At 64.7% G+C, this 26973-nt stretch carries 20 protein-coding genes and 1 tRNA gene; 11 read left to right on the forward strand and 10 right to left on the reverse strand.

Features of this window, described 5'->3' with window-relative positions; translation table 11 throughout:
• Positions 1-22 precede the first annotated feature (22 nt).
• Positions 23-1090, forward strand: a complete 1068-nt coding sequence (locus tag FJW10_RS24810; protein WP_140902025.1) for a BMP family ABC transporter substrate-binding protein — start codon at positions 23-25, stop codon at positions 1088-1090.
• A gap of 80 nt (positions 1091-1170) precedes the next feature.
• Here FJW10_RS24810 and rimO read toward each other — a convergent pair whose 3' ends face one another.
• From rimO to FJW10_RS24825, 3 genes are all read right to left on the reverse strand, one after another.
• Positions 1171-2484: a 30S ribosomal protein S12 methylthiotransferase RimO gene (gene rimO, locus FJW10_RS24815; RefSeq protein ID WP_140902026.1), complete on the reverse strand. Its 1314-nt coding sequence runs from the start codon at positions 2482-2484 to the stop codon at positions 1171-1173.
• A 180-nt stretch (positions 2485-2664) separates the two neighbouring features.
• Entirely contained in the window at positions 2665-3351 is a 687-nt protein-coding gene (locus tag FJW10_RS24820) for a TerC family protein (protein WP_140902027.1), read from the reverse strand.
• 166 nt (positions 3352-3517) lie between these two features.
• Positions 3518-3925, reverse strand: coding sequence for a DUF930 domain-containing protein (locus FJW10_RS24825; RefSeq protein WP_181177659.1), 408 nt, complete (start codon positions 3923-3925; stop codon positions 3518-3520).
• A 517-nt stretch (positions 3926-4442) separates the two neighbouring features.
• On the opposite strand from FJW10_RS24825, the gene FJW10_RS24830 reads away from it, so the two are divergent.
• The gene (locus FJW10_RS24830; protein WP_140902028.1) at positions 4443-11351 is read left to right on the forward strand and encodes a hypothetical protein; all 6909 of its coding nucleotides are present in this window, start codon (positions 4443-4445) and stop codon (positions 11349-11351) included.
• A gap of 91 nt (positions 11352-11442) precedes the next feature.
• Here FJW10_RS24830 and FJW10_RS24835 read toward each other — a convergent pair.
• Positions 11443-11532: transfer RNA gene (locus FJW10_RS24835), tRNA-Ser, on the reverse strand.
• A gap of 579 nt (positions 11533-12111) precedes the next feature.
• On the opposite strand from FJW10_RS24835, the gene FJW10_RS24840 reads away from it, so the two are divergent.
• The 7 genes from FJW10_RS24840 (at position 12112) to FJW10_RS24870 (ending at position 19731) form a co-directional block, all read left to right on the forward strand.
• The gene (locus tag FJW10_RS24840) at positions 12112-13374 is read left to right on the forward strand and encodes a septal ring lytic transglycosylase RlpA family protein (RefSeq protein ID WP_140902029.1); all 1263 of its coding nucleotides are present in this window, start codon (positions 12112-12114) and stop codon (positions 13372-13374) included.
• A gap of 122 nt (positions 13375-13496) precedes the next feature.
• Positions 13497-14675, forward strand: a complete 1179-nt coding sequence (locus FJW10_RS24845; RefSeq protein ID WP_140902030.1) for a D-alanyl-D-alanine carboxypeptidase family protein — start codon at positions 13497-13499, stop codon at positions 14673-14675.
• A gap of 72 nt (positions 14676-14747) precedes the next feature.
• A complete protein-coding gene (gene tmk, locus FJW10_RS24850) occupies positions 14748-15422 on the forward strand; it encodes a dTMP kinase (RefSeq protein ID WP_140829874.1) in 675 nt (224 codons plus the stop codon).
• The gene (locus FJW10_RS24855; protein WP_140902031.1) at positions 15419-16474 is read left to right on the forward strand and encodes a DNA polymerase III subunit delta'; all 1056 of its coding nucleotides are present in this window, start codon (positions 15419-15421) and stop codon (positions 16472-16474) included. The genes tmk and FJW10_RS24855 overlap by 4 nt, the downstream gene beginning before the upstream one ends.
• Positions 16475-16564: 90 nt before the next feature.
• Positions 16565-18112, forward strand: coding sequence for a methionine--tRNA ligase (metG, locus tag FJW10_RS24860; RefSeq protein WP_140902032.1), 1548 nt, complete (start codon positions 16565-16567; stop codon positions 18110-18112).
• Positions 18112-18906, forward strand: a complete 795-nt coding sequence (locus FJW10_RS24865; RefSeq protein WP_140902033.1) for a TatD family hydrolase — start codon at positions 18112-18114, stop codon at positions 18904-18906. Before metG ends, FJW10_RS24865 begins: the two co-directional genes overlap by 1 nt.
• 3 nt (positions 18907-18909) lie before the next feature.
• Positions 18910-19731, forward strand: a complete 822-nt coding sequence (locus FJW10_RS24870; protein WP_140829862.1) for an MBL fold metallo-hydrolase — start codon at positions 18910-18912, stop codon at positions 19729-19731.
• A gap of 274 nt (positions 19732-20005) precedes the next feature.
• Here FJW10_RS24870 and FJW10_RS24875 read toward each other — a convergent pair whose 3' ends face one another.
• The 4 genes from FJW10_RS24875 to FJW10_RS24890 form a co-directional block, all read right to left on the reverse strand.
• Positions 20006-20881, reverse strand: a complete 876-nt coding sequence (locus FJW10_RS24875; RefSeq protein ID WP_140902034.1) for an aldose 1-epimerase family protein — start codon at positions 20879-20881, stop codon at positions 20006-20008.
• 181 nt (positions 20882-21062) lie between these two features.
• Positions 21063-21779: a Bax inhibitor-1/YccA family protein gene (locus FJW10_RS24880; protein ID WP_140902035.1), complete on the reverse strand. Its 717-nt coding sequence runs from the start codon at positions 21777-21779 to the stop codon at positions 21063-21065.
• A gap of 35 nt (positions 21780-21814) precedes the next feature.
• On the reverse strand, positions 21815-22588 hold the full coding sequence (locus FJW10_RS24885; protein WP_140902036.1) for an anti-sigma factor: 774 nt from the start codon (positions 22586-22588) through the stop codon (positions 21815-21817).
• Complete coding sequence (locus FJW10_RS24890) at positions 22585-23106, reverse strand: sigma-70 family RNA polymerase sigma factor (RefSeq protein WP_181177660.1); 522 nt, start codon at positions 23104-23106, stop codon at positions 22585-22587. The genes FJW10_RS24885 and FJW10_RS24890 overlap by 4 nt, the downstream gene beginning before the upstream one ends.
• Before the next feature lie 146 nt (positions 23107-23252).
• On the opposite strand from FJW10_RS24890, the gene FJW10_RS24895 reads away from it, so the two are divergent.
• A complete protein-coding gene (locus FJW10_RS24895; protein WP_140902038.1) occupies positions 23253-24437 on the forward strand; it encodes an amino acid aminotransferase in 1185 nt (394 codons plus the stop codon).
• A 70-nt stretch (positions 24438-24507) separates the two neighbouring features.
• Complete coding sequence (mazG, locus tag FJW10_RS24900; protein WP_140902039.1) at positions 24508-25344, forward strand: nucleoside triphosphate pyrophosphohydrolase; 837 nt, start codon at positions 24508-24510, stop codon at positions 25342-25344.
• Here the strand turns inward: mazG and hflX are convergent.
• Both hflX and hfq read right to left on the reverse strand, forming a co-directional pair.
• A complete protein-coding gene (gene hflX / locus FJW10_RS24905) occupies positions 25341-26726 on the reverse strand; it encodes a GTPase HflX (protein WP_140902040.1) in 1386 nt (461 codons plus the stop codon). The genes mazG and hflX overlap by 4 nt on opposite strands.
• Complete coding sequence (gene hfq, locus FJW10_RS24910) at positions 26727-26972, reverse strand: RNA chaperone Hfq (RefSeq protein ID WP_006202172.1); 246 nt, start codon at positions 26970-26972, stop codon at positions 26727-26729.
• Between the last annotated feature and the right edge of the window lies 1 nt (position 26973).

A 26973-nucleotide genomic window follows, 5' to 3' on the forward strand; every position in this document is an offset into this window, starting at 1 on the left:
CTTAACTCAGAGAGGTAACACAATGAAAAAACTGCTTATTGCGTTGATGACCACGGCCGCGGCCCTGTCGCTGGCGGCAACCGCCCAGGCCGCCGACAAGCTCAAGGCCTGCTGGGTCTACACGGGTCCGATCGGCGACTTCGGCTACTCCTACCAGCATGACCAGGGCCGGCTCGAGGTCGAGAAGGCGCTCGGCGACAAGGTCGAGACCGCGTATCTCGAAAACGTCTCGGAGGGCCCGGACGCCGACCGCGCTTTCGAGCGCCTGGCGCGCGAGAATTGCAAGATCATCTTCGGCACTTCCTTCGGCTTCATGGATGCCGAGGTGAAGGTCGCCAAGAAGTTTCCCAAGGTGATGTTCGAGCATGCCACCGGCTTCAAGACCGGCGACAATCTCGGCATCTACAATGCGCGCTTCTATGAAGGCCGCTATGTGCTCGGCCAGATCGCGGCAAAAGAATCGAAAAAGGGCCTCGCCGGCTACATCGTTTCCTTCCCGATCCCGGAAGTGGTGATGGGCATCAACTCCTTCATCCTCGGCGCCCAATCGATCAATCCCGACTTCAAGGTGAAGATCGTGTGGGTGAACTCCTGGTTCGATCCGGGCAAGGAAGCCGATGCCGCCAAGGCGCTGTTCGACCAGGGCGCCGACATCATCGTCCAGCACACAGATTCGACCGCCGCGCTGCAGGTCGCCGAGGAGCGCAAGCTGCATGGTTTCGGCCAGTCGTCCGACATGATCAAGTTCGCGCCGAACGCGCAGCTGACCTCGCTGACCGACGAATGGGGTCCATACTATATCAGCCGCGTCCAGGCGGCGCTCGACGGCAGCTGGAAGCCGGACAATGTCTGGCTCGGCATCAAGGACGGCGCCGTCAAGCTCGCGCCCTACACCAACATGCCGGACGATGTGAAGGCGATGGCCGAGGCGACCGAGAAGAAGATCGCCGGCGGCTGGAACCCCTTCACCGGACCTGTCGCCAAGCAGGACGGATCGCCCTGGCTGAAGGACGGCGAGGTCGCCGACGACGGCACGCTGCTCGGCATGAATTTCTACGTCAAGGGCATTGACGACAAGCTGCCGCAGTAAGCGGCAAGCCGCGGAACCGAAACGAAAAGGGCGCCCCGGGCGCCCTTTTTCTGTGAAACTGCGAAGGTTCGCGTGGGCTGTCAGACCGCCGAGCCATAAAGGTCATACGCGTCGGCGCGGTCGATCTTGACTGTGACGATCTCGCCGGCGCGCAGCGGCCGCCGCGACTGGATGTGCACCGAGCCGTCGATCTCCGGCGCGTCGTATTTGGTGCGGCCTTTGCCGGACGTGCCATGCGCCTCGTCGATCAACACCGGCAGGCGCTTGCCGACCTTCCTGGCGAGCTGCGCTGCCGAGATTTTCTGCTGGCGCTGCATGAAACGGTGCCAGCGCGCTTCCTTGATCTCCTGCGGCACCTGCTCCAGCCCGAGGTCGTTGGAGCGCGCACCCTTGACCGGCTCATATTTGAAACAGCCGGCGCGGTCGATCCTGGCTTCGTCCAGCCAGTCGAGCAGCATCTCGAAATCGTCTTCGGTCTCGCCGGGAAAACCGACGATGAAAGTCGAGCGGATGGCGAGGTCAGGGCAGACCTCGCGCCAGCCGCGGATGCGGTCCTGCGTCTTTTCGCCATGCGCGGGACGGCGCATGTTCTTCAGCACCTGCGGCGAGGCATGCTGGAAGGGGATGTCGAGATAGGGAAGGATCTTTCCCTCCGCCATCAGCGGAATGACGTCGGCGACATGCGGGTACGGATACACATAATGCATGCGTATCCAGATGCCGAGCTTGCCGAGCTCCTCGGCGAGGTCGAGGAATTTCGCCCGCACCTCGCGATCGCCGAACATCGACGTCTGGTATTTGATATCGATGCCGTAGGCGCTGGTGTCTTGCGAGATGACGAGGATCTCCTTGACGCCAGCCTTGGCGAGCTTTTCGGCTTCGCGCAGCACATCCGCGGCCGGGCGCGAGACGAGGTCGCCGCGCAACGCCGGGATGATGCAGAAGGTGCAGCGGTTGTTGCAGCCCTCGGAAATCTTCAGATAGGCGTAGTGGCGCGGCGTCAGCTTCACGCCCTGCGGTGGCAACAGGTCGACATAGGGATCGTGGCTGGGCGGGGCCGCCTCGTGGACCGCGGCCATCACGCTCTCATAGGCCTGCGGGCCGGTAATCGCCAACACATTGGGGTGCTTTTCGCGGATGACTTCCGGCTCGGCGCCGAGGCATCCTGTGACGATGACGCGACCGTTCTCCGACAGCGCCGAGCCGATGGCGTTGAGCGACTCGTCGCGCGCGGAATCGAGGAAGCCGCAGGTGTTGACCACGACGAGGTCGGCGCCGTCATGCTTGCGCGCGATCTCATAGCCCTCGGCACGCAGCCGCGTGATGATGCGCTCGGAATCGACGAGCGCCTTCGGGCATCCAAGACTGACGAAACTGACGCGTGGGGCGGACATGAATTTTGTTTTCCAAGAGATGAGAGCGAGATCGAGGATTGAGCCTCAGGCTCCGGAGATCGATCAACGCGCGCGGCTTTGAGCCATTTCGCGCGGCGCAATAGCACGCTTCGGCAGAGAAGCAAACCTGTCAGCCGGCCAGGAAAAAGGCGATGCGGCAAACGCTCGCCTGAAAGGGCGTCAGTGGCCGTCCGGTCCGAACCACGGCGCCAGGAAGGCAAAATGGTCGGGAAACTGCTGTACGGCGCCTCCGAGAAGCATGTTCACCGCGACGTAGAGAATGATCAGCAGGCCGATATAGGCGATCCAGCGATACCTGTGCAGCAGGCGCGCGACGAAGGATGCGGCAAAGCCCATCAGCGCGATCGAAAGCACCAGGCCGATGATCAGAACGGTGGGATGCTTCATGGCCGCGCCAGCGACAGCGAGCACGTTGTCGAGCGACATCGAGACGTCGGCGATGACGATCTGCCAGGCGGCTTGCGAGAAGGTCTTGCGCGGTGCTTTGCCAGCGATCCTGCCATCCTTGTTGTAGTCGCCGTTCGACAGCGCTTCTGTCGCGTCGCGCTCATCCTCGTGGCTGACGCGCAGTTCGCGCCACATCTTCCAGCAGACCCACAGAAGCAGGAGCCCGCCAGCGATGAGCAGCATCGGGCCGATGCTCAGCAGCCATTGCGTGATCAGGGCAAAGATTATGCGCAGGACGGTGGCTGCCGCGATGCCGACCAGGATGGCGCGCTTGCGCTGATCCGCGGGAAGGCCGGCTGCCGCGAGGCCGATCACAATCGCGTTGTCGCCCGCGAGCGCGAGATCGATTGCGACGACCTGGAGGAGAGCCGAAAGGCCTGCGGCAGTGAATATTTCCATCGACTAGAAATCCTTGCCTGAAATGAGCGTAGCCCTTACCGAGACGGCCCTAAAGGCATGGCCCATCGGCGTCAAGGCGCAGGTTTGGACATCGCCGGAAAACAACGCCGGCAACGCAAGCCGCAAGGATTTCGGGTGGTCGCCGGCAGGCGGATAGCGCCGAAAACTAGTCGTAGAGATTATATTTCGCCCAGTCGGACTCCGGGATTTCGTCGCCGATCTTGTAGCGGAACTGCAGCACTTCCATATGGTCCGGCGCGGTCTGACATTTGAACTTCAGCCGGTACCATTGACCCTTGCTGCGGAAGGCGGCGCCCGAGCTCTTGATGGCATCGGCGCTCATTTGCGGCGAGGCGAAGGCGTAGGCCACGACGCGGTCGGCCTTGTAGTTGCGGTCGTCGCGACTGATACGGTCGAGCACTTCGGCGTCACAGCGCTGCTCGAGGCGAGTCTGCGGGTCGAGTTTCATCAGGCCGGCGCGCAACGCATTGTCCATCGCCTTGGCCGGCAAGACCGGCGTCAGCGACGCCAGAACCATCAGGCAGAGCTTTTTCATGGGCGCGAGAAGCAGCATATTTTGCCCGAGAAATCAAATGAACGCTGCTTCACCAACCGTTGATCGTTCCACCAATGCGCGCCGGAAGCCGCTTCGGTCCATCAACCGCTGCACCCGGCGCACAACTCTCGGCGGCTGCGACTTGCAGAATCGCTAATGCTCGCGAAACACTCGCGTCTGCGCGGGGCGCCATGTCCGTGCGCCTCTCCTTCAATCGGGTCGCGATATGCCCAGAAAAAGTCAGCCCCGACAGGGCATATCCGGCCGCGTGCGCGGGCGCCATGCGCGTCGCATGGCGGGGCTGGCAGGGACATCGATCGGGTGAATTTACCTGCGGTAAAAAATCAGGAAATCCAAATGGTTCAATACTTTTCATCGCAACCAGTCGTAAGCCGGATTACTTGGCGCCGATAACAAATCCGTGAAATCACTCGGGTATTGATGGTTGGAGCGAAGTTGACAACACGCTTCCCTTGGGTCACGCCATGGCCGGACGGGGACGGGCTGGTTGGACGGCCCGGGGGGAACTGCGGCAATGACGAAGATCGAGACGGCCAAAGGGTCGAAGTTCGGCCTGGGACGTGTATTGCGTGCCCGTCATAACGATCCAGTTGCAATCGCCGCCGTCGCGGCCTCGCTCCTGTTGTTCAGCGCGGAGGCGGCGGTGGCCGTTCCTATCGTGGTGGGCCAGCAGATCACCAACCCGGATACCGGCGCGCTGGAGACGGTGGACAGAGATCTCGGCTCTGGCTGGGCACTCACCAAGGTTACCGTCGGATCGGTCGTCGAATACAACGCGATCCTGGTAAATGCGCCGGCCGCGCTGAACGACACGTATGTCTCAGGTGGAATCACCTATAAGGTCACTAGCGAAACGCGTGACCCCGTCACCAATTTGATTCTCGATTTCACGGTCGAAAACGAGACTGACAGTAATCATCCGACGACGGTTATCGACGCCTATAAGCCGAACATCTTCGACAACAGCGGCGCAGCGGGCTCCGCGGGTAACGGCGGCAGCAGCAGCAACACCAATGGCGAAGTCTATGTAAACCGTCAGGTTGGTACGCAGGGCGCGGGCGGAAGCAATGGCTATGGCGTCCATATCGACCTTGGCCTGCTGGGCAGCATCACCATCGGTTACGACGGGTCCAACGGCAGCCCCGGCGGCAACGGCCCGACCGTCGACATCACGCTGGTCGGCGGCGTCGATGGTCCCTATGGGAACGATGCCGACAACACGCCTGCCGTCACAGTCGCCAGCATCGGCGGCAATGGCGGCAATGGTGGGGACGCCTATGGAGCGCTCGGCCCCTACGATGGCGGCGCGGCCGGCGCCGGTGGCTCCGTCACGCTGCACAATTCGGTCGACCTGACCACCGGCGGCACCAATTCGCCCGGCATCTTTGCGCTCAGCAAGGGCGGCAAAGGCGGCAATGGCGGCGGCGGCTACATCCTCAGCCCCAGCGGTTCGGGCGGCCCGGCGACCACGGGCGGCGCGGTAACAGTGATCAATAGCGGCCACATCGTCACGACCGGCCAGAAGTCACCCGGCATCCTTGCCCAGTCCATCGGCGGCGCTGGGGGCGGCAGCGGCGACAGCTTCGGCATCGTCGGCCTGCCCGGATCGGCCACCTCAGGCGGCAATGGCGGCACGGTGACCGTCACCAATAGCGGCGTCATCGAGACATCGCAGAAGGAATCGCATGGCATCTGGGCGCAGTCGCTCGGCGGCAGCGGCGGCAACGCTGGCGATGCGGGCGGCATCGTCGCGCTCGGTGGCAAGCTCGGCGGCGGCGGTGGCACCGGTTCCACCGTCACAGTCAACAACGATCTGGGCGGCGACATCACCACCCATGGCATCGGCGCGTATGGCATCTTCGCCCAGTCGATCGGCGGCGGCGGCGGCGCGGCGGGCGATGTCGGCGGCCTCGTCGCTATCGGCGGCACCGGCGCGGCCGGTGGGGACGGCGGCACCGTCGTCGTCAACAATGCGGCAGGAACCATCATCAGAACGTTTGGCGGCACCAATCCCGACGCCCATGACGTGGGCGCTGACGCGATCGTGGCCCAGTCAATCGGCGGCGGCGGCGGCTCGGGCTCGAACGGCGGTGGCCTCGTCGCCATCGGCGGCGACGGATCCGCGGGCGGCATCGGCGGCTCGGTCACCGTCAACAATGACGGCACGCTGTTCACAACCGGACCGAAGGCGCGCGGCATCTATGCTCAGTCTGTCGGCGGCGGCGGCGGCAATGGCGGCGACAGCGGCGGCGCGGTCGCAATTGGCGGCAAGGGCAGCGCCACGAGCAACGGCGGCGAGGTTACCGTCAACAATACCGGCGTCATCATGACGGCAGGCACCGCCATCCAGGCGGAGTCGATCGGCGGCGGCGGCGGCGATGGTGGTTCCAGCGGTGGCCTTTTCTCCATCGGCGGTTCTGGGGGCGGGGGCGGCGACGGCCAGAACGTCACCGTTAACTCCTCAAACAGCTTGACGACAACCGGCGACAATTCGGTCGGCATTCTTGCCCAGTCACTGGGCGGCGGCGGCGGCAATGGCGGCGGCTCGTATACTGTCGGTGAAGCCGTGGCGATCGCCATTGGCGGCTCCGGCGCCAAGGGCGGCAATGGCGGATCGGTCGAGGTCAACCATGTGGCCACGCCGGGCAATCTCAGCGGCCTCCTCGCCTCCGACATCACCACCGGCACGCGCACCACCAACAATCTGGGCCAAACCGTCGTGACAGGCGCCAAGGCCTACGGCGTCTTCGCGCAGTCGGTCGGCGGTGGCGGCGGCAGGGGAGGCCTTGCGGTCGCGGTATCGAGCGGCACCTCCGGCGCCGGCGCCAGCTTCGCGCTCGGCGGCAAAGGCGGCCCTGGTGGCGACGGCAAGGACGTGACCGTCAACTACAAGGGCGACATCACCACTCAGGGCGACGGCGCCTATGGCATCTTCGCGCAGTCGGTCGGCGGCGGCGGCGGCGATGGCGGCGGCGCCGTCGCGGTGAGCGGCGGCGGCGCATTCAACTTCGGCCTCGCCATGGGCGGCGCTGCCGGCGTCGGAGGCAGCGGCGACATCGTCACCGTCAACACCACGGGCGGCACGATCGAGACCTACGGCCTCCAGGCCTACGGCATCTTCGCGCAGTCGGTCGGCGGGGGCGGAGGCAATGGCGGCTTTGCCGGCGGCGGCACGATCGGCGCTGTCGCGCTGACCGTCACCCTCGGCGGCAAGGGAGCCGCGGGTGGCATCGCCAAGGCCGTTACAGTCAACAACGCCTCCTCGATCATCACCCATGCGGACGGTTCGATCGGTATCAACGCGCAGAGCATTGGCGGCGGCGGCGGTAATGGCGGCTTCTCCATCGCAGGCGCGCTCGCGGTCGGCGCGATATCGGCCGCCATCGGCGGCAATGCCGGCGACGGCAGCAGCGGCGGCACCGTCACAGTCGACAACCAAGGCGATATCAGCACCACGGGCATCAAGGCTTATGGCATCTTCGCGCAGTCGGTCGGCGGGGGCGGAGGCAATGGCGGTGGGGCGATCGCCTTCTCGCTCGCGGTTTCGCCTGATCCGGAAGAGATCCCGGCGGTTGCCGTTTCGGTCGCGGTCGGCGGCAGCGGCGGCGATGGCAGCATAGGCGACACGGTGCAGGTCACCAATGGCGGCGACATCACCACCCGTGGCACGGGGGCTCACGGCATTTGGGCGCAATCGGTCGGCGGCGGCGGTGGCACCGGCGGCTATGCCGGAGCGGGCTCCGGCTCAATGGGGCCGGGCGCCAATATATCAGTCGCCGTCGGCGGTACAGGCGGGACAGGCGGGAACGGCGGCGCCGTCATCGTCAATGCGGGCAAGGACGCGCTCGGCGCGATCGTCCCTGGCTCCACCGTCACCACTTTCGGTCTCGGCGCCGACGGCGTCCGGGCACAGTCGATCGGTGGCGGTGGCGGCGATGGCGGCTTTGCGATCGGTGTCAATCTCGGCATCAACAACAGCAACCTGCCGCTCGCGTCGATCGGCGTTACAGTCGGCGGCCAGGGCGCGCTCGGCGGCGACGGTTCGACCGTCACAGTCAACAACTGGGCGGTCATCCGGACCTATGGCAGCAATTCGGCCGGTGTCTTCGCGCAGAGCGCCGGCGGCGGCGGCGGCGATGGCGGCAATGCCATCACGGCGGTCGGAAGCTGGGCCAACGCGACCAGTTCGAGTGCGCAGAACACCAATATCTCGGTGGCCATTGGCGGCAATGGCGCGCTCGCCGGCGACGGCAAGGACGTCACGGTCAACAACCACGGCAACATCGAGACCGGCCTCATCACCACCAACACTGACACCGCCGGCGATACGGTGACCACCGGCAACAGTGCGTATGGCATCTTTGCGCAGTCGATCGGCGGCGGCGGCGGCATCGGCGGCCGCGCCAATTCGATCAACGTGCTGGTCGGCAAGGGCGAGGCTCCCCCGGACGCGTTGATCAACGTCGCCATGTCGGTCGCGGTCGGCGGGCAGGGCGGCGCGGCCGGCGACGGCGGGCACGTGACGGTCACCAATGACGGCAGCATCACGACAAACGGTTCGCTTGCCGACGGCATCTATGCGCAGAGCGTCGGCGGCGGCGGCGGCGCAGGCGGCAACGGCATCCTCGGCACGGACGAGCTGATCCCGGTCCCGGCGGCGCTGATCGCCAACGTGCTCTTCGGCAAGACCAAAATCTACAGCGCGCTTGGCGCCGCCGTTGGCGGCAACGGCGGCGGGTCAGGCACTGGCGGCGATGTCGAGGTCACCAACACCGGCAACATCACCACGAAGGGCAGCAACTCCAACGGCATCTTCGCCCAGTCGGTGGGCGGCGGCGGCGGTGTCGGCGGCAAGGCCAATATCGGTGCCACCGGCACGGTCGGCGTCGGCGGCAAGGGCTCCAGCGGCGGCGATGGCGGCATCGTCAACGTCATCAACAACGGCAACGGCAAGATCGAGACCTTCGGCGCGGCCTCCAACGGCATCTTCGCGCAGTCGGTTGGCGGCGGCGGTGGCGTTGCCGGCAACGTCGATCGTGTGCTGGCGAACGGTCTGGGTCCAGTACCGGCGCTCAACCTCGGCATCGGCTTGGCCTTCGGCCAGGGCGGCGGCAATGGCGGTTCGGGCAAGGACGTCACGGTCGAGGGCAATGGCGCGATCATCACCCACGGCTCATCCTCGGCGGGCATCTTCGCGCAGTCGGTCGGCGGCGGCGGCGGCATCCTCGGTACGCTCGGCAACGAGTTGATACCGGGCGTCCACACAGTCACAAACTGGGCCGTCGGCAGCAATGGCGACGCCGGCGATTCCGGCATCGTCCTTGTCGACTATGCGGGCACGATCGATACCTATGGCGATGGCTCCATCGGCATCTTCGCCCAGAGCAATGGCGGCAAGAAGGACACGACGCAGACCTATCTCGGCACGGCCGGCAACGTCACCGTGGATTTGACCGGTTCGGTCGTCACCCATGCGGCAGGCACCGACGCCATCGTCGCGCAGAGCAAGGCCGTGGACGGCAATGGCGACATTGCCATCAACCTGACAAGCGCAGCCGGCAAGGTCGTGGGCGGCGCCACCGACGCGGGCCATATCGGTGTCGGCGTCTGGATCATCGACGGCAATAACAACACGATCAGCAACAAGGGCACGATCGCGACCGCGAGCGGCACGGCTGGCGGCTGGGCGATCCTGTCCGGCGACGGCAAGGAGGCGGTCGCCAATTACGGCACGGTCACCGGCTCCTTCGATCTCGGCGCAGGCGCCAACAGCTTCACCAATGCGGCCAGCGCCACTTTCAATGCCGGCGCCGATGCCAAACTCGGCAGTGGCAACCTGTTCGCCGACAGCGGCTATTTCTCGCCGGGCGGCGACAACAATGTGATGACGACCAACCTCGTCGGCAATTGGAACCAGGCTTCGACCGGCGCCTATAAGCTCGACGTCGACCTCGACCCGCAAGCCGACCTCATTAACGTCGCCGGCGCCGCGGATCTCGGCGGCGCGATCGACCTCAACATCATGGATGCAGCCGCGGCGAAGCCAGGCAGCCAGACGTTCCACATCCTGCATGCCGACGGTGGTGTCGCGCATACTGGACTGGAGCTGAGTTCGATCCAAAGCGCGGTCGCGCAATATCAGTTGCAGTATCCTGACGTTAACAATGTCTATCTCGGTGTCGACATAACCTTCGCCCCCACCGGCCTGACCGGGAACCAGATCCCGGTCGCCAACGCGGTCAATGCCATCCAGAGTGGCCCGACCTCGCCGGATTTCCAGAAGATCGCCGAGGCGCTGTTCTACATTCCGACGGTCGAGCAGCTTGGCGCCGTCTATGATTCGATCTCGGGCGAGGGCGTTTCCGGTGTCGAGCAACCGCAGTTCGGCGCGTATGCAAGTTTCTTCGCCTCGATGGGGCGCCAGGCCGATTTCTGGCGCACTGGCCTGGGTATCGACCCGACGGATGTCACCGCGGCACCGCAGGCTTATGACGAGCCGGCGAAACCCAAACAGAATCCATTCAAGGCCATGCAGCCCGACCAGCGGCGCTGGAGCCACTGGGCGAGCGCCGGCGGCAATGGCGGCGAGATCAGCGGCGACGCGGCAGCGGGCAGCGCCGGCAACACCTACAGGGGCGGCAATCTCGCCGCGGGCATGGAGACCACCGGCGATCCCGACATGCTGGTGGGCTTCGCGCTGGGCGGCTCGGCGGGTTCATTTGCCGTCGACGACCGGCAGACTTCCGGCAACATCGTCGGCGCCCAGGCCGGCGCCTATGTCACGCGCAAATGGGACCAGTTCTATATCGACGGCGCGCTTGCCTTCGGCCTCTACAACAACAACATCCACCGGGCCACGGCCGTGCCCGGTTCGGACTCGCCGATCGACCCGGTGGCCGGCATCACGCCGGAGAACTGGCGTAGCAACTTCCTGAGCGCCGGCTTCGGCACCAACGTCGAGGCCGGTTGGCGGCAGCAGGTAGGCGAAGGGGCGATCACGCCTTTCGCCGGGCTGCAGTTCGCATTCCTGTCGATGGACTCTTTCGACGAGACGTCGCCTGACGGCGGCGCGCTGGGGCTGAGCTTCGATCACCGCGTCGTCACCTCGCTGCCAGTCTCGCTGGGCCTGCAGCTCGACACCACGATCGGCGTCAGCGACGGCCAGTCGCTGCAGGCCTGGGGCCGCGCGGCCTGGGTGCATGAGTTCGAGCCGGACCGCTCGGTGAAGCCAAGCTTCCAGGCGGCTCCGGGCACCTCCTTCGTCATCCAGGGCGCCTCGGCCGCCGAGGACGCGGTTGCGGTCAATGCCGGACTGAAGATGAATTGGAGCTCAAACACGTCGATGTTCGCCGCCTTCGACGGCAAGTTCGGTGACGGCTTGCAGAGCTATGGCGGCGATGTCGGTCTCAAGGTGAACTGGTAGAGGGACTGGCGACCAAACTCGACCGAGGATCGCGCGGATCCTGCGAAGCTCGACCGCGAATGCCTTCCCGAGAGATGGGTGACGCTTGACGTGGCGGAGGGAGTGGGATTCGAACCCACGGTGAACTTGCGCCCACGCCGGTTTTCAAGACCGGTGCCTTAAACCGCTCGGCCATCCCTCCATCGTGATTTTCACGAGGCGCTTCGTCCTGTTGGTGCCAAAGGCCGTGCCGACAGGATCGAGAGCGCCCATGCTCTAGTGCGACGCGCAAAGACCTGTCAATCGCAGGAACGGCTCAATCCATTGTTTTGCGGAGCCGGGGACAGCCAGTTCGTTGCATTGACAGTGCCGTCAAGAGCCTGTCAATCTCAATTTGCTAATATTTCAAATAGGGGGCAATCATGAAGAAAACCTACGAGAAACCCGTGCTGACGAAGCGTGACATGCTGTCTCGTGCGACGGCCCAGCAGGTGTCGTCCGATGCGCGGGCGGACTAGCGGACAACCTTTGTTCTTATTCGGATTTGATGCCGTCGATCTTGTGGGTCGACGTTGTTGGCAGCAGGGCATTCTCGAAGAGCGCGGATTTTCCGAGCGTGGTGGTACCCGCCTCTCGCCATAATCTCGCCCTGTTGCGGCCATAATCGATTAACATCGTGATAAGCAATTCCTGTGCAAAAGGGATTGGGGATCAAGGTGTTGGCCTGGTGGGCGACTTCTGGCCCCGTCGGGTGACAACACGGTAGGGGACAATCGAAAACATGCAGATTTCGGCGCGCCCGCGTCTTCGTCGCGCTTCTGTTTTCGCCCTGTGCGCCCTTTCGGGCGTGCTGCTGGCTGCCTGCGCCTCGCAGCCCGAACCCAAAGGGATGGTCCACAAGAAGGCCCGCTCCAAGGAATATTTCGCCGAATCCGAATATGGCGTGAAAGCGAGCCCGCGTGTCCAGTTCATGCGGCGCGGCGGCGGCCGCGACCAGCTCGGCAAGCCCTACCAGGTGCGCGGCAAGTGGTACTATCCCAAGGAAGACAAGGGCTACGCCAAGGTCGGGCTTGCTTCCTGGTATGGCGATGCGTTCCACGGCCGTCTGACCGCCAATGGCGAAATCTATGACATGACGCATCTGACGGCGGCGCATCCGACGATGCCGCTGCCGAGCTATGCCCGCGTCACCAATCTGGAGACCGGCAGCTCGGTGATCGTGCGCGTCAACGATCGCGGCCCCTATCACGAAGGCCGCATCATCGACGTCTCCGAACGCGCGGCGCAGATGCTCGACTATGCCAAGGTTGGCACGGCCAGGGTCAAAGTCGAATATGTCGGCCGCGCGCCGCTCGACGGCGATGACGACCGGTATCTGGTAGCCTCGTACCATCCCGGCAACAACCGGCCGGATCCTTCGGACGGCCTGCCGACCGGCGTGATGGTGGCCATGAACGGCCCATCGCCGAGCCTGCCGGCGGGCGCGCCGCCGGCCCCCGTGCCGTTCCCTGGCCAATTGACCAATTCCGGGGAGGCCTTTGCCGCGCAGCCGGGCCTGTCGGAGCAGCCGGCCGTGCAGCCGGTGGCATTCTCGGTGCAGGGCGCCAGCGATGTCGTGCTGCCCGATTTCGGGCCGATCGTACCGGAACGGCCGGATCTTACGCTCCCGTCGAACTCGCCCTTCGCCATGGCTTCGCTGTCTTACGCGGACGAACGGGCAAAGCGCGCCGATGTCTTTGCGGCGCTCGATGCCGGCGGCATGTCGCCGGCCGATGTCCTGCAGTCGTGGCGGAAATCGAACCGTCAGGAACAGGCGCCCGCATCCGACTACGTCGCCGCCGGCTCCTTCGACGAGGCCGCGGAGGCAAAGCGCGTGGCCGCGGCGCTCGAGCCGTTCGGCCGGGCCGAGATCCAGCGCACCGAGCTCGACGGCAATGACTGGTATGCGGTCAACGTCTATCCGGACGGCCATGGCAGCATCGACGACCTGCTTCAGGCAGCCTGGTCGCATGGCGCGCCGGATGCACTGGCTGTGCGTAACTGATCAAATTCGCGCGGCCCGTTGATCCGGTCGAAAAAACCCTGATAGCTTGGCCGCGGGGTAGTTTTGCGCAATTCCGGGTGGCTCCACGCTTTCCGGCATTGCCCAGATTGGGTCGACATTTCATGCAATTGCGCCTTTTTCCACCTTTCGCCAGCCTTCTGGGATTGGTGCTGGCGCTGCTTTGCTCCGCGCCTGCATGCGCGCAGCTTTTCGAGACCAAGGCGACGCAGGCGTTCATGATCGATGCCGACACCGGCACCGTGCTCTTCGCCAAGGACCCCGACAAGCCGATCCCGCCGGCCTCGATGGCCAAGCTGATGACGATGGAAATGGTCTTCAACGCCATCAAGTCGAAGCGGATCACGCTCGACGACACTTTCGTCGTCAGCGAAAACGCCTGGCGCACCGGCGGCGCGCCGTCCGGGACCTCGACCATGTTCGCCAAGCTCAAATCCGAGGTCCGCGTCGAGGATTTGATCCAGGGCGTCACCGTGCAGGCCGCCAATGACGGCTGTATCGTGCTCGCCGAGGGCATGGCGGGCTCGGAAGCGAATTTCGCCGCCCAGATGACCGATCGCGCCCGCCAGCTCGGCCTCTCGAAATCCACCTTCGCCAATTCGACCGGCCTGCCGGCGGACGGCCAGCAGACGACGGTGCGGGAGCTGACGATGCTGGCGCTGCATCTGTGGCGCGACTATCCGGAGTTCTTCCACTATTACGGCCAGCCGGACTTCACCTGGAACAAGATCTCGCAGAGAAACCGCAATCCGCTGATCGCCATGGGCATCGAAGCCGACGGCTTCGTGGCCGGCGCCAGCGAGCAGGCGGGCTTCGGCCTGGTCGGCACCGTCAGCCACAATGGCACGCGCGTGATCGCCGCTCTCAGCGGACTGGCAAATGACCGCGAACGCTCCGAAGAGGCGCGCAAGCTGCTCGACTGGGGCTCGCGGTCATTCCAGAAGACCGAGATATTCGCCAAGGACGAGGTGGTCGGCGAAGCGCAGGTTTTCGGCGGTGCCAAGTCGGGCCTGGCCTTGAAAGCGAAAGGTCCGGTAGACATCTTTCTGCCGATCGCCAACCGCGACAAGCTGACCGCCAGGATCGTCTACCAGGGTCCGGTATCGGCGCCGGTCGAGGAAGGGCAACCGGTCGGGGAACTGCGCGTTTGGATAGGCGACATGCTGAGCCAGCAGACGCCGCTCTATGCAGCCGAGTCGGTGAAAGTGGGCACGCTGCCGGAGCGCGCGCTGGACGCGGCCAAGGAACTCGCTGTCGGCTGGCTGCGTCAGAAACATTTGTGATCGGGCAAGTTCGTGGACCTTTTGTCGGACGGGAGCTATGACAGCGGCCAGCACGGGCAAAGGCAGTCTCGATTGGCGAGCGGATTTTTCATCACCTTCGAGGGCGGCGAAGGAGCAGGCAAGTCGACACAGATCGAGCGGCTGGCGCGGCGCATGCGCGCCAAGAAATACGAGGTGCTGGTCAGCCGCGAACCGGGTGGATCGCCCGGCGCCGAGGCCGTAAGGCATGTGCTCCTGTCCGGGGCGGCCGAGCCGTTCGGCCCAAAGATGGAGGCGATCCTGTTCGCCGCCGCGCGCTCCGACCATGTCGAGCAGGTCATCCGGCCGGCGGTCGAGCGCGGCTCGATCGTGCTGTGCGACCGTTTCATCGATTCCTCGCGCGTCTACCAAGGGGTCACGGGCGGCCTCGATGCCGATTTCATGAAGGCGCTGGAGGCAGTGGCCATCAACGGCATGATGCCGGACATGACGCTGATCTTCGACATCGATCCCGCTGAAGGCCTGAAGCGGGCGGCCGCGCGGCGCGGCGCCGGTGACGCCGCCGACCGCTTCGAAAAGGAGACCTTGGCCATCCACCGGCGGCGGCGCGAGGCTTTCCTTGCCATCGCCGAGGCGGAGCCGGCGCGCTGCATCGTCATCGACGCTTCCGCCGATCCCGATACGGTGGAAAATGTCGTCACCGCCGCCGTCTTCGCGGCGCTGGAAGAACGGATGCCGGCGCAAAGGATTGAGACGGCGCCGGCATGATCTTCGAACGCATCGCCCCCGAGCAGCACGACACGCTGGACGGCGTGCCTGAGCCGGCTGAAACGCCGCGGCTGATCGGCCACGCGACGGCGGCAGGGATGCTTGCCGGCGCCTACCGCGCCGGCAAGCTGCCGCATGCGCTGATTTTCGCCGGGCCGCAAGGCATCGGCAAGGCGACGCTGGCGTTCCACATGGCGCACCATCTCCTGAGATATCCGGATTTCAAGACGGCGCCCGACGCGCTCGCCGTTCCCGATCCGGCCTCCTCGCTGTTTCGCCAGATTGCCACCGGCGCCCATCCTTCGGTGTTGCACCTCACCCGTCCGGCCAACGACAAGACCAAGAGCTTCAAGACGGTGCTGACCGTCGACGAGATACGCAAGGTCAGCCGCTTCCTGTCGATGACCTCGCATGACGGCAGCTACCGCGTCGTCATCGTCGATCCGGCCGACGACATGAACGTCAACGCCGCCAATGCCTTGCTCAAGAATCTCGAAGAGCCGCCGGCGCGCACCCTGTTCATTCTGGTGGTGCATGCGCCGGGCAGCCTGTTGCCGACGATCCGCTCGCGCTGCCAGATGGTGCGGCTGGCGCCCTTGGCCGCCGGCGAGCTGATGTCGGTGCTGGAAAATGTCGAGCCGCCGCCGCCGGACGATCCGGCCGCGCGCGCAGCACTTGCCGAGCGGGCAGGGGGCAGCGCCCGCAACGCGATCCTCCTCACCCAATATGGCGGGCTGGAGATCGCCGGCGCGCTCGACACGCTGGTGGCGGCCAGGAAGCCCGACATTGCCGGCGCCCACCGCCTTGCCGAGGCCGTGGCGGGACGCGATCAGGCTATCCAGTTCGACATCTTCAACCGCCGCGCGCTCGACCTGCTTTCGGCCGCCGCCAGCGAAGCGGCGTTGGCCGGCGACCTCGCCAGGGCCAAATCGCTGTCCGAGGCTTGGCACGAAGCGTTGAACACGATATCTGAGGCCGAGACCTACAACCTCGACAAGAAGCAGCATGCCCTGACCATGATCGACCGCCTGAATTCTGCGATGCGAATGTGAATGCGCCCTTGTCCTCGGGATGGCAATCGCCGTCTCGATGAGATATCCACCGCCACACTTCCCATTCAGACATTCATGGCGATTTCATCCATGGCACGCGAAAAATTCTATCTGACCACCCCGATCTTTTATCCGAATGGCAAGCCGCATATCGGCCATGCCTATACGGTCATTGCCAGCGACGCACTGGCCCGCTTCCAGCGGCTGGACGGCAAGGACGTGTTCTTTCTCACGGGCACCGACGAGCATGGTCTCAAGATGCAGCAGACGGCCGAGAAGGAAGGCATCACGCCCTTAGAGCTTGCCGACCGCAATTCAGCAATCTTCCGCTCGATGACCGAAACCCTCGGCGCCTCAAATGACGAATTCATCCGCACGACCGAACCACGCCACTACGCGTCCTGCCAGGCGATCTGGAAGGCGATGGCCGCGAATGGCGACATCTATCTGGACCGCTACAGCGGCTGGTATTCGGTGCGGCAGGAGGCCTATTTCGACGAGAGCGAAACCACGCTCGGCGAGGATGGTGTGCGCCGCGAACCGCTTGGGTCGCCTGTCGAATGGAACGAGGAGGAAAGCTATTTCTTCCGGCTGTCCGCCTACCAGGACAAGTTGCTGGCGCTGTATGAAAGTCAGCCGGATTTCGTCGGTCCGGCGGAGCGCCGCAACGAGGTGATGAGCTTCGTCAAGTCCGGCCTGAAGGATCTGTCGATCTCACGAACCACCTTCAAGTGGGGCGTTCCGGTGCCCGGCGACGACAAGCATGTGATGTATGTGTGGGTCGATGCATTGACCAACTACATCACCGCCGCCGGCTATCCCGATACCAAGTCCCAGAAATGGAGCTTTTGGCCGGCCACGCATATCATCGGCAAGGATATCGTGCGCTTCCATGCCGTTTACTGGCCGGCTTTCCTGATGTCAGCCGGGATCGAGCTGCCGAAACGGGTCTTTGCCCACGGCTTCCTGTTCAACCGCGGCGAGAAGATGTCGAAGTCGGTCGGCAATGTCGTCGACCCGTTCGCCATGGTCGAACATTACGGTCTCGACCGCGTGCGCTACTTTTTCCTGCGCGAGGTGCCGTTCGGCCAGGACGGCAGTTACAGCCATGAAGCGATCGTCAACCGCACCAATGCCGATCTCGCCAACGGCCTCGGCAATCTGGCGCAGCGGTCGCTGTCGATGATCGCCAAGAACTGTGGCGGCAAGGTGCCGGCGCGCGGCGACCTTGCCGAGGCCGACGCGGCGATCCTCGACCAGGCGATCGAAGCGTTGGCCGTTTCGCGCCGGGCGATGGCGGAGCAGGGCATCCACCTAGCGCTGGCGGCGATCTTCGGCGTTGTTGCCGAAGCCGACCGCTATTTCGCTTCGCAGGAGCCCTGGGCGCTCAAGAAGACCGACCCGGAGCGCATGGAAACAGTCTTGTGGACAACGGCCGAACTGGTGCGGCGTGTGGCACTGCTTTGCCAGCCCTTCGTTCCCGGGTCGGCTGCCAAGCTGCTCGACCTGTTGGCGGTGCCGGCGGACAAGCGCGCCTTCGAGCATGTCCACGCCGACCACGCGCTGGTGCCCGGCGCGGCATTGCCGGCGCCGGAGGGCGTGTTTCCGCGCTATGTCGAGCAGGACGGCAACAGCTGATGCTGGTCGACAGCCATTGCCATCTCGACTTTCCTGACTTCGCCGAGGAGCGGGCGGCTATCGTCGCCCGCGCCCTCGCCGCCGGCATCGGTCGCATGGTGACGATCTCGACGCGCGTGAGGCGCTTTCAGCAAATCCTTGAAATCGCTGAAATTTTCAATGAAGTCTATTGCTCGGTCGGCACCCATCCGCACAATGCCGCGGAAGAGCTGGACGTCACCGCCGACGAGCTGGTGCGGCTTTCCGACCATCCCAAGGTGGTGGCGATCGGCGAAGCCGGACTCGATCACTATTATGACAAGGCGCCGCGCGATGCGCAGGCGCAAGGCTTTCGCACCCATATAGCGGCCGCGCGCCGGACCGGCCTGCCGCTGGTCATCCATTCGCGCGATGCCGACGACGACATGGCGGCGATCCTCGAGGACGAAACAGGGAAGGGCGCCTTCCCCTTCATTCTGCACTGTTTTTCGTCCGGACGCAGGCTGGCCGAAGTCGGCGTGGCGCTGGGCGGCTATGTCTCCTTTTCCGGCATCCTGACCTTCAAGAATTCCACCGAATTGCGCGCCATCGCCGCCGATGTCCCGCGCGACCGGCTGCTCGTCGAAACCGACGCACCCTACCTTGCGCCGGTCCCGTATCGCGGAAAACGCAACGAACCGGCCTATGTGGCGAACACGGCAAAGGTGCTGGCCGAGACTATCGGCGTCAACGAGGCCGAGATCGCCGATATCACCACCGGAAACTTCTTCCGGTTGTTCACCAAGATGCCGCGTCCGGACGTGGCGGCAGGCTGAGGCATGGGCGACCGGCTGCGCTTTACCGTTCTTGGCTGTGGCTCATCGCCCGGCACGCCGCGCATCACCGGCGATTGGGGCAATTGCGACCCCAAGAATCCGAAGAACCGACGCATGCGCACGGCCGCGCTTGTCGAGCGTATTGCCGCCGACGGCGCGCGTACCACGGTCGTCATCGACACCGGGCCGGATTTCCGCGAGCAGATGCTGCTGGCCTCCGTCAAGCGCATCGACGCGGTCGTCTACACGCATCCGCATGCCGACCATATCCACGGCATTGATGATCTGCGCGGCTACGTGCTCGAGCAACGCCATCGCATCGATGTCCATGCCGACGAGCCGACCATGCTTCGGCTGCGCCAGGCGTTCGGCTATTGCTTCGAGACGCCACCCGGCAGCTCTTATCCGCCGATCGTTGAGGCTCACATCATCGACCACGCGAAGCCGGTGGTGATCGAAGGCGAGGGGGGCGCCCTCGCCCTTGAGCCGCTGCCGCAGATTCATGGCGACATCATCTCGCTGGGCTTCCGCGTCGGCGGGTTCGCTTATTGCCCTGACATCAGCGACTTTCCGACCGCCACGGCAGAGCGTTTGCGCGGCCTCGACACGCTGGTCATCGATGCGCTGCAGTACAACACGCATCCCAGCCATTTGTCGCTCGGCCAGGCGCTGGAATGGATCGAAAAGCTGGCACCGAGGAATGCCGTGCTGACGCATATGCATGTGCCACTCGACTACGCCGCCGTGATGGCCGAAACGCCGGATCACGTGGTGCCGGCCTATGATGGCATGGTTCTCGAAATCCCTTACGAGTCAGAACGATAGCGTCGGCTGCTCAGTTCGTGCTGCAGTTCGTCTGTCGACCGTTTGGTCGAGATCTCGAAGTCGCGAAGCGTTGCAAGGAGTAATCCGCGGAGTTCGTCGCAGCAGCGAAAGCCGCAGCAATTCCTGGGTATGCGCCCCGACCCGATAGTTCCATAATCTATCTTATGCGACTTTCTCACGATCGCGCATGGCGCTCGATCAGCATACGAATCAGCATACGAAACCGCCGCCCCGCGTATCCTCAACCTCGGCCTTGATCGCGAAGGCCATGCCCTTATGGCTCCCGGTTGAGGCCGATCCGGTAGCTCAGCACGCGCCGGGCGCCCGGCTCGATCAGCATGACACCCGGCTTGTCAGCGAACTCGCCGTCGAAATCGATGGGGCTGGCGATGCCATGCCACGGCTCGATGCACAGGAACGGCGCGCCGCCGGGCTTGGACCAGATGCCCAGCTCGTTGAACCCTTGCCACGATATCTCGATCGCCGGCCCGCGCCCGGCGGCATAGCGCACGCTGGTGCTGGCCGGCCTGTCGAGGATGACGGCGTCATCGTCGAACAGTTTTTCGGAAAGCGGCAATTTCTTTCCCTCGATTGGTGTCGGTTGCGGGTCCGGTAGCAGCAGGCCGTCCTTCAGCCGGCGGACCGGCGCCGGCTCATCGTCGGCGAAGGTCAGCCGGTAGGCCTCCTTGGGCAGTTCCGGCAGCAGCGGCCAGTTGAACGCCGGATGCGCGCCGATCGAGGCGGGCAGCGGCTCGTCGCCCTTGTTGGCGATCTCGAAGGTCACGCCGAGCTGCCGGGGTTTCAGCTCGTAGCCGATGGCCAGGCGAAAGGCGAAAGGGTAGTGCGTCCGGGTCTCGGCGTCATCGGTCAGCACCAATGTGCAGGCGGACGGCCCCTGCTCCGTCCAGGCGAAGCTTCTGTCGCGCGCGAATCCATGCTGCGTCATCGGATAGGTTTGGCCGCGATGCCGCAGCTGGTCGCCCTTGAGCCGGCCGACGATCGGGAACAGGACGGGCGAATGACGGCGCCAGACGGGGCCTGCCTGCCACAGAAGCTCGGTGCCGTCGGCATCGCGCAGCGAGACCAGCTCGGCCCCCTGCCCGACGACGGTCGCCGAAATGCCGTCAGCGTGAAGCGTCAGTTGTTCCATTGCGTCCTCGCGGCTGGCTGGTCTGGCCGGCAGGCTAGCAAAAGGCCGCGCGTGAACTCAAGCGCGGCGGACATGCCGCACCTCACCTTGGCCGTGGATGCCTCGATGCAGAGTCAAAAAATGGCCGGAGGTTTCCCTCCGGCCATGCCGAGGTCAGCAGCGTTGCCTGCTGCGGCCCGGCCTATTCGCGCTCGCCGGTGAAATTCAAGAGCAGCTGGAAGATGTTGATGAAGTTCAGATAGAGCGAGAAGGCGCCGAAGACGGCGAGCTTCTGCTGCGATTCCGCGTCGAAATTCTCTGCATACTGCTCCTTGATCGTCTGCGTGTCCCAGGCGGTCAAGCCGACGAAGACGGCAATACCGATCACCGAGATGGCGAACTGCAGCGCGCTTGAGCCGAGGAACAGGTTGACCAGGCTAGCGATGACCACGCCGATCAGGCCCATGATCAGGAAGGACGAGAACTGCGTCAGGTCGCGCCTGGTCGTGTAGCCGTAGAGGCTGGTGGCGCCGAACATCGTGGCGGCGATGAAGAAGGTGCGCGCGATGCTGGTCGAGGTGAAGACCAGGAACACCGAGGCGAGCGAAAGGCCCATGACGGCGCAGAAGGCCCAGAACATCGCCTGCGCGCCCGAGGCCGACATGGTCTGCATCCTGAACGAGAAGAGCATGACGAAGGCGAGCGGCGCCAGCATCACCACCCATTTCAGCGGGCTGGAGAAGATCGGCACATAGAGCGCGGGCGTCGAGGCCACGAAGAAGGCGACGAGGCCGGTGACGACGAGACCGAGGCCCATATAGTTGTAGACGCGCAGCATGTGCTTGCGCAGGCCCTCGTCATAGACGGCTCCGGCCTGGACGCCGGCGCCCGTTCGGTATCCCAGATTGGGGCTGTTCATTTGGTTCTCCTTGGTTCTCAGTAGAGGGTCTGTTTTCAGTAGAGCGTTCTGGCGAGTTTCTCGGCGGCATGGTCGAGATTGCCGGCGCCGCTGCGTCCGACCACGGCATAGGCGACCTCGCCGATCTGGAAATAGGCGGTTGAAATGTCATCGGAGGGCGCGACCGTCGGCTTCACGACGTCGAAAGTGCCGGGCCTGATGGCGAACAGCGAGACGAGGCCGAGGTCCTTGGTCTCGACCGCCACCTCGACGCTCGGCCCGAATTGCGAGGGGTAGACCTGGACGTCGCGAACCTTCCAGTCGTCGGGCAGCGACGGCATGACGATCGCGGTGGCGGCGCGGATCTCGTCGGCATCGTAGTCCGGCGCCTCCTGCTGCGACGGCATCGTCTCGCGCACCAAAGTCGTGCGGTGCGCCCTGACCGCATCCTCGACATAGGCCGGCGGCTGCGTCGAGGCGACCACCTTGGTCACCGCGATCGGCCCGAAAATGCCGTTGGCCAGCCAGCCCGCCGCGACCAGCACGGCCGCGGCCGCGGCCCGCTGCAGCACGGCAAGGATACGTCCCCTGGCAAGTGCCCTTTCCAGCCGCCGCGACGCTTCTGTCGTGGCCGGACGCGCCATGCCGATGGGGCCTGCAAGCGCGACTCGCAGTTCGTCGCGCGTCCTCAAATCAGACATCACGCGCGCCGCCGCTTCCGGGCGCGCGGCGAGGAACGCTTCGACCTCGATGCGGCGGGCGACATCCAATTGGTCGTCGACATAGGCGTCGAGGTCGGCATCGGTTACGGGGTCGACAATGGCGGTCATTGATCGTCTCCCACGATCCTGAGATGAGGCTTGGTTTTCGGCGCCGCGCCCTCTTCGACCTCGCGCAGCGCGGCACGCGCGCGGCCGATGCGCGACATCAGGGTCCCGAGCGGGATACCGATGACTTCGGCTGCCTGCTGATAGGACAGCCCTTCGATGGCGACGAGGTGCAGGGCGGAGCGCTGCTCCTCGGGGAGCGAGAGAAACGCCTCCCGGACCTGGGACAGGCGCACCGCATGGTCCTGCGACGCCGGCATGCTTTGGTCGGCAACAAGGCCGGCCTGTTCGATGCGCGCTGCCTCGGAGCGGCGTGAGCGCATGCGGTCGATGAAGATGTTGTGCACGATCGCCAGAAGCCAGGCGCGCAAATTGCCGCCCGAACGAAAGGTCGTGCGTCGCTCATAGGCGCGCACCAGCGCGTCATGGACAAGATCCTCGGCGTCGGCGCTGTCGCGCGTCAGCGAGCGCGCGTAGCGCCGCAGCGACCCCAGTTGCCCGACGATATCGAAGCGTGCCATCGACCCTTTCATGCTCCTGTTTACGGAGCATGTAGGGATTTTAATCCCCTGCCCGGCATTTCTTTTCGTGCCGCCATGTCTGAGGAAACCGCTGGCGCGGCGGGGTCGATTTGCGTATCACTCCGCCGCCATTGGAGTCCTTTTCGATGTTCGAGACCCTGCAGTCCGCGCCCGCCGACAAGATCCTTGCCCTGATCGGCCTCTATCGCAACGACCCGCGGCCCGGCAAAGTCGACCTCGGTGTCGGCGTCTACAAGGACATCGACGGCAGGACGCCGGTGATGCGCGCCGTGCGCGAGGCCGAGAAGCGGCTGCTGGCGAGCCAGGACACCAAGACCTATCTCGGCCTTGCCGGCGACACCGGCTTCAACGCCGCCATGATCAAGCTCGCCTTCGGCGAGACTACCGACCATTCGCGCATCCGCGCGGCACAGGCGCCGGGCGGATCCGGCGCGCTCAGGCTGGTGGCGGAGCTTCTGCTGCGCACGCGCGCCGGCGCGACCGTGTGGCTGTCCGACCCGACCTGGCCGAACCATCTGCCGGTGATGCGCGCCGCCGGCCTCGAGGTTCGCAACTATCCATATTTCGATGCCGCTTCGGGCGCTGTCCGCTTCGACGAGATGTTGGCGACGCTCAGGACGGCCAACAGCGGCGATGTCGTGCTGCTGCACGGCTGCTGCCACAACCCGACCGGCGCCAATCTCAATGCCGCGCAGTGGGCCAAGGTCGCCGACGTGCTGCTGGAGCGCGGTCTGCTGCCTTTCGTCGACATTGCCTATCAGGGCTTCGGCGAGGGCCTCGACGCCGACGCCGCCGGTCTGCGGCTCTTGGCCGGCAAGGTGCCGGAAATGGTCGTCGCCTCGAGCTGCTCGAAGAATTTCGCCGTCTATCGCGACCGCGTCGGCGCCGCGATGATCATGGCCAAGGACGGCGCCCAGGCGGACGTGGCGATGAGCCAGATGCTGGCGGCGGCGCGCGCGCTCTATTCGATGCCGCCGGACCATGGCGCGGCGGCCGTGCGTATGGTGCTGGAGGACGCCAGCCTGAGAAAGGATTGGGAGACGGAGCTCGAGGAGATGCGGCTGCGCATGCTCAGGCTGCGCGTCGCCTTCGCCGAAGCCCTCAGGCGTCAGTCCAACTCCGATCGCTTCGATTTCGTCGCCAGCCATCGCGGCATGTTTTCGCGGCTCGGCTTGACCGAGGCGCAAGTCGAACGCCTGCGCGCCGAGCACGCCGTCTATATGGTCGGCGACAGCCGCATCAACGTGGCCGGCCTGCCGGAGGACGGCATGGACGACCTCGCCAAGGCGATCGTTTCGGTGCTTGACTGAGGCTGTGGACAACTCTTTTCAGTGTCCGGCCAGGATTGGTCGGACGCTGACCGCGAGATAGGCTCAACTCATGAAGCCCTCCAAGGACATTTCCCGGCTGATCGAGATCATGGCAGCGCTGCGAGCGCCGAAGACCGGCTGCCCCTGGGATATCGAGCAGAATTTTACGACCATCGCGCCCTACACGATCGAGGAGGCCTATGAAGTGGCCGACGCGATCGCGCGCGGCGATTTCGACGATCTGCGCGAGGAATTGGGCGATCTGCTGCTACAGGTCGTCTACCACGCGCAGATGGCCGAGGAGATCGGCGAGTTCGCTTTCGGCGATGTCGTCGAGGCCATCACCACCAAGATGATCCGCCGCCATCCGCACGTCTTCGGCGACGAGAAGGCGCGCAGCGCCGGCATGGCCAAGGGCATGTGGGAGAAGATCAAGGCGGTTGAAAAAGCCGAGAAGCGCGACGCCCGGCTCGCGCGCGGGCTCGATCCGGAAGATCACGGCAAGGGATTTCTCGATAGCGTGCCGGTCGCGCTCCCTGCCCTGACGCGCGCCCTGAAGCTGCAGGAGAAGGCAGCGCGCGTCGGCTTCGACTGGAGCGAGGCAGCCCCGATCCTCGACAAAATAGAGGAAGAGATCGGCGAATTGCGCGAGGCGCTCGCCACCGGTGACGCGACTCCGATCAAGGACGAGTTCGGCGATATGCTGTTTGCCGTCGTCAACCTCGGCCGCCACCTCAAGCTCGATTCGGAAGCGGCGCTCAGCGGCACCAACGACAAGTTCCGGTCGCGCTTTCACTATGTCGAGCAAGCCTTGGAGGCTTCGGGCGGTTCACTGGAGAAGGCAACGCTCGACGAAATGGAAGCGCTCTGGCAGCAGGCCAAAAGCGCCAAGGAATCAGCCGATTAGCTGCCCTTGCGATGCAGGCGGCTCTCGATTTCCTGCCTGGCGCTATGCGTGGCCGTGAGCGAAAGGGTGACGCTGCCGTCCTCATTGTCGGTGCGCGAAACGACGTCGCCGTTGCGGTAGAGCCAGTCGACCTGGCCGAGCTGAGCCGGGCTCAACGTCACGGTCATCGTTTCCAGTTCGCCCGACACCCGCGTTTCGATGAGCGCTTTCAGCGTGTCCAGTCCTTCGCCGGTCACCGCTGAAATGGCTATCGGCGGAGACTTGCCGCTTGCCCCTTCGTCAAGCAGCCGCTCGCGATTGCCTTCGTCGAGCAGATCGATCTTGTTCCAGACCTCGATCACGCGGTTCGCGTCGGCGGCGTCGACGCCAAGATCGCCGAGGATGCGTTCGACGTCTTCGGCCTGGGCCGCCGTATCGGGATCGGAGATGTCGCGCAGATGAAGCACCAGATCCGCCTCGACGACTTCTTCCAACGTCGCCCGGAAGGCCGCCACCAGATGCGTCGGAAGGTCGGAAATGAAGCCCACCGTGTCGGACAGGATGACCGGCGTGCCGTGCGGCAGCCGCACGCGCCGCAACGTCGGATCAAGCGTCGCGAAAAGCATGTCCTCGGCCAGCACCCCTGCCCCGGTCAACCGGTTGAACAGCGTCGACTTGCCGGCATTGGTGTAGCCGACGATCGCCACCACCGGGAAAGGCACCTTCTTGCGCTTGGCGCGATGCAGGTCGCGTGTGCGCCGCACCGTTTCCAGCTCGTGCTTCAGCTTGGTGATCTTGTCCTGCAGGATGCGACGATCGGATTCGATCTGGGTTTCGCCGGGACCGCCGAGGAAGCCGGCGCCGCCGCGCTGCCGCTCGAGGTGAGTCCAGCTGCGCACCAGGCGGCCCTTCTGGTAGTTGAGATGGGCGAGCTCGACCTGCAGCGCGCCTTCCTTGGTGCGCGCCCGCTCGCCGAAGATCTCGAGGATGAGCCCGGTGCGATCGAGCACCTTGGCGTTCAGTTCCTTTTCGAGATTGCGCTGCTGCACCGGGGTCAGCGGATGGTCGACAATGACCAGCTCCGCCTTGCGTTCCTTCACGATATCCGCGAACTCGGCCACCTTACCGCTGCCGAGTAGCGTGGCCGGCCGCGGATCGGCAACCGTCACCACCGCGGTGTGAACCGGGTTGAGATCGATGGCGCTGGCAAGGCCGACCGCTTCGTCGTGGCGTGCATCCGCCGAACGGCTCAGACGCGGGCGACTCGATTCATCGTCGCCGCGCGGCTGGCGGGTAAGCACCGGCACAATGACGACGGCCCGGGTCGGATCCTTGGAATCCGGCCCGAGTTGATGTCCTTGTTTTCCGCGAACGCTGCGGTCCGCGTCCTTATCACGTGCCAATCAGGCGCCCTGGCTTTCCTCGCCATCGAACATCTGAACCGGCTGGCTCGGCATGATCGTGGAAATGGCATGCTTGTAGACGAGCTGGGAGTGCCCGTCACGCCGCAACAATACACAAAAATTGTCGAACGAAGTGACGACGCCGGTCAGCTTCACGCCGTTGATGAGGAAGATGGTAAGTGGATTTTTGCTCTTGCGAACTGAATTCAGGAACAGGTCCTGAAGATTTTGCGATCGTTCCGCCATT

Source organism: Mesorhizobium sp. B4-1-1 (assembly GCF_006439375.1).
In the GTDB taxonomy this organism is placed as follows: Bacteria; Pseudomonadota; Alphaproteobacteria; order Rhizobiales; family Rhizobiaceae; genus Mesorhizobium.

Coding starts and splice junctions, on each gene's coding strand:
- FJW10_RS24875 (WP_140902034.1), bottom strand. CDS start 20,881: ATGGAACAACTGACGCTTCACGCTGACGGCATTTCGGCGACCGTCGTC.
- metG (WP_140902032.1), top strand. CDS start 16,565: ATGGCACGCGAAAAATTCTATCTGACCACCCCGATCTTTTATCCGAAT.
- FJW10_RS24830 (WP_140902028.1), top strand. CDS start 4,443: ATGACGAAGATCGAGACGGCCAAAGGGTCGAAGTTCGGCCTGGGACGT.
- FJW10_RS24855 (WP_140902031.1), top strand. CDS start 15,419: ATGATCTTCGAACGCATCGCCCCCGAGCAGCACGACACGCTGGACGGC.
- FJW10_RS24885 (WP_140902036.1), bottom strand. CDS start 22,588: ATGACCGCCATTGTCGACCCCGTAACCGATGCCGACCTCGACGCCTAT.
- FJW10_RS24845 (WP_140902030.1), top strand. CDS start 13,497: ATGCAATTGCGCCTTTTTCCACCTTTCGCCAGCCTTCTGGGATTGGTG.
- FJW10_RS24890 (WP_181177660.1), bottom strand. CDS start 23,106: ATGGCACGCTTCGATATCGTCGGGCAACTGGGGTCGCTGCGGCGCTAC.
- FJW10_RS24865 (WP_140902033.1), top strand. CDS start 18,112: ATGCTGGTCGACAGCCATTGCCATCTCGACTTTCCTGACTTCGCCGAG.
- hfq (WP_006202172.1), bottom strand. CDS start 26,972: ATGGCGGAACGATCGCAAAATCTTCAGGACCTGTTCCTGAATTCAGTT.
- mazG (WP_140902039.1), top strand. CDS start 24,508: ATGAAGCCCTCCAAGGACATTTCCCGGCTGATCGAGATCATGGCAGCG.
- FJW10_RS24825 (WP_181177659.1), bottom strand. CDS start 3,925: ATGCTGCTTCTCGCGCCCATGAAAAAGCTCTGCCTGATGGTTCTGGCG.
- FJW10_RS24870 (WP_140829862.1), top strand. CDS start 18,910: ATGGGCGACCGGCTGCGCTTTACCGTTCTTGGCTGTGGCTCATCGCCC.
- FJW10_RS24895 (WP_140902038.1), top strand. CDS start 23,253: ATGTTCGAGACCCTGCAGTCCGCGCCCGCCGACAAGATCCTTGCCCTG.
- rimO (WP_140902026.1), bottom strand. CDS start 2,484: ATGTCCGCCCCACGCGTCAGTTTCGTCAGTCTTGGATGCCCGAAGGCG.
- FJW10_RS24820 (WP_140902027.1), bottom strand. CDS start 3,351: ATGGAAATATTCACTGCCGCAGGCCTTTCGGCTCTCCTCCAGGTCGTC.
- FJW10_RS24810 (WP_140902025.1), top strand. CDS start 23: ATGAAAAAACTGCTTATTGCGTTGATGACCACGGCCGCGGCCCTGTCG.
- FJW10_RS24840 (WP_140902029.1), top strand. CDS start 12,112: ATGCAGATTTCGGCGCGCCCGCGTCTTCGTCGCGCTTCTGTTTTCGCC.
- FJW10_RS24880 (WP_140902035.1), bottom strand. CDS start 21,779: ATGAACAGCCCCAATCTGGGATACCGAACGGGCGCCGGCGTCCAGGCC.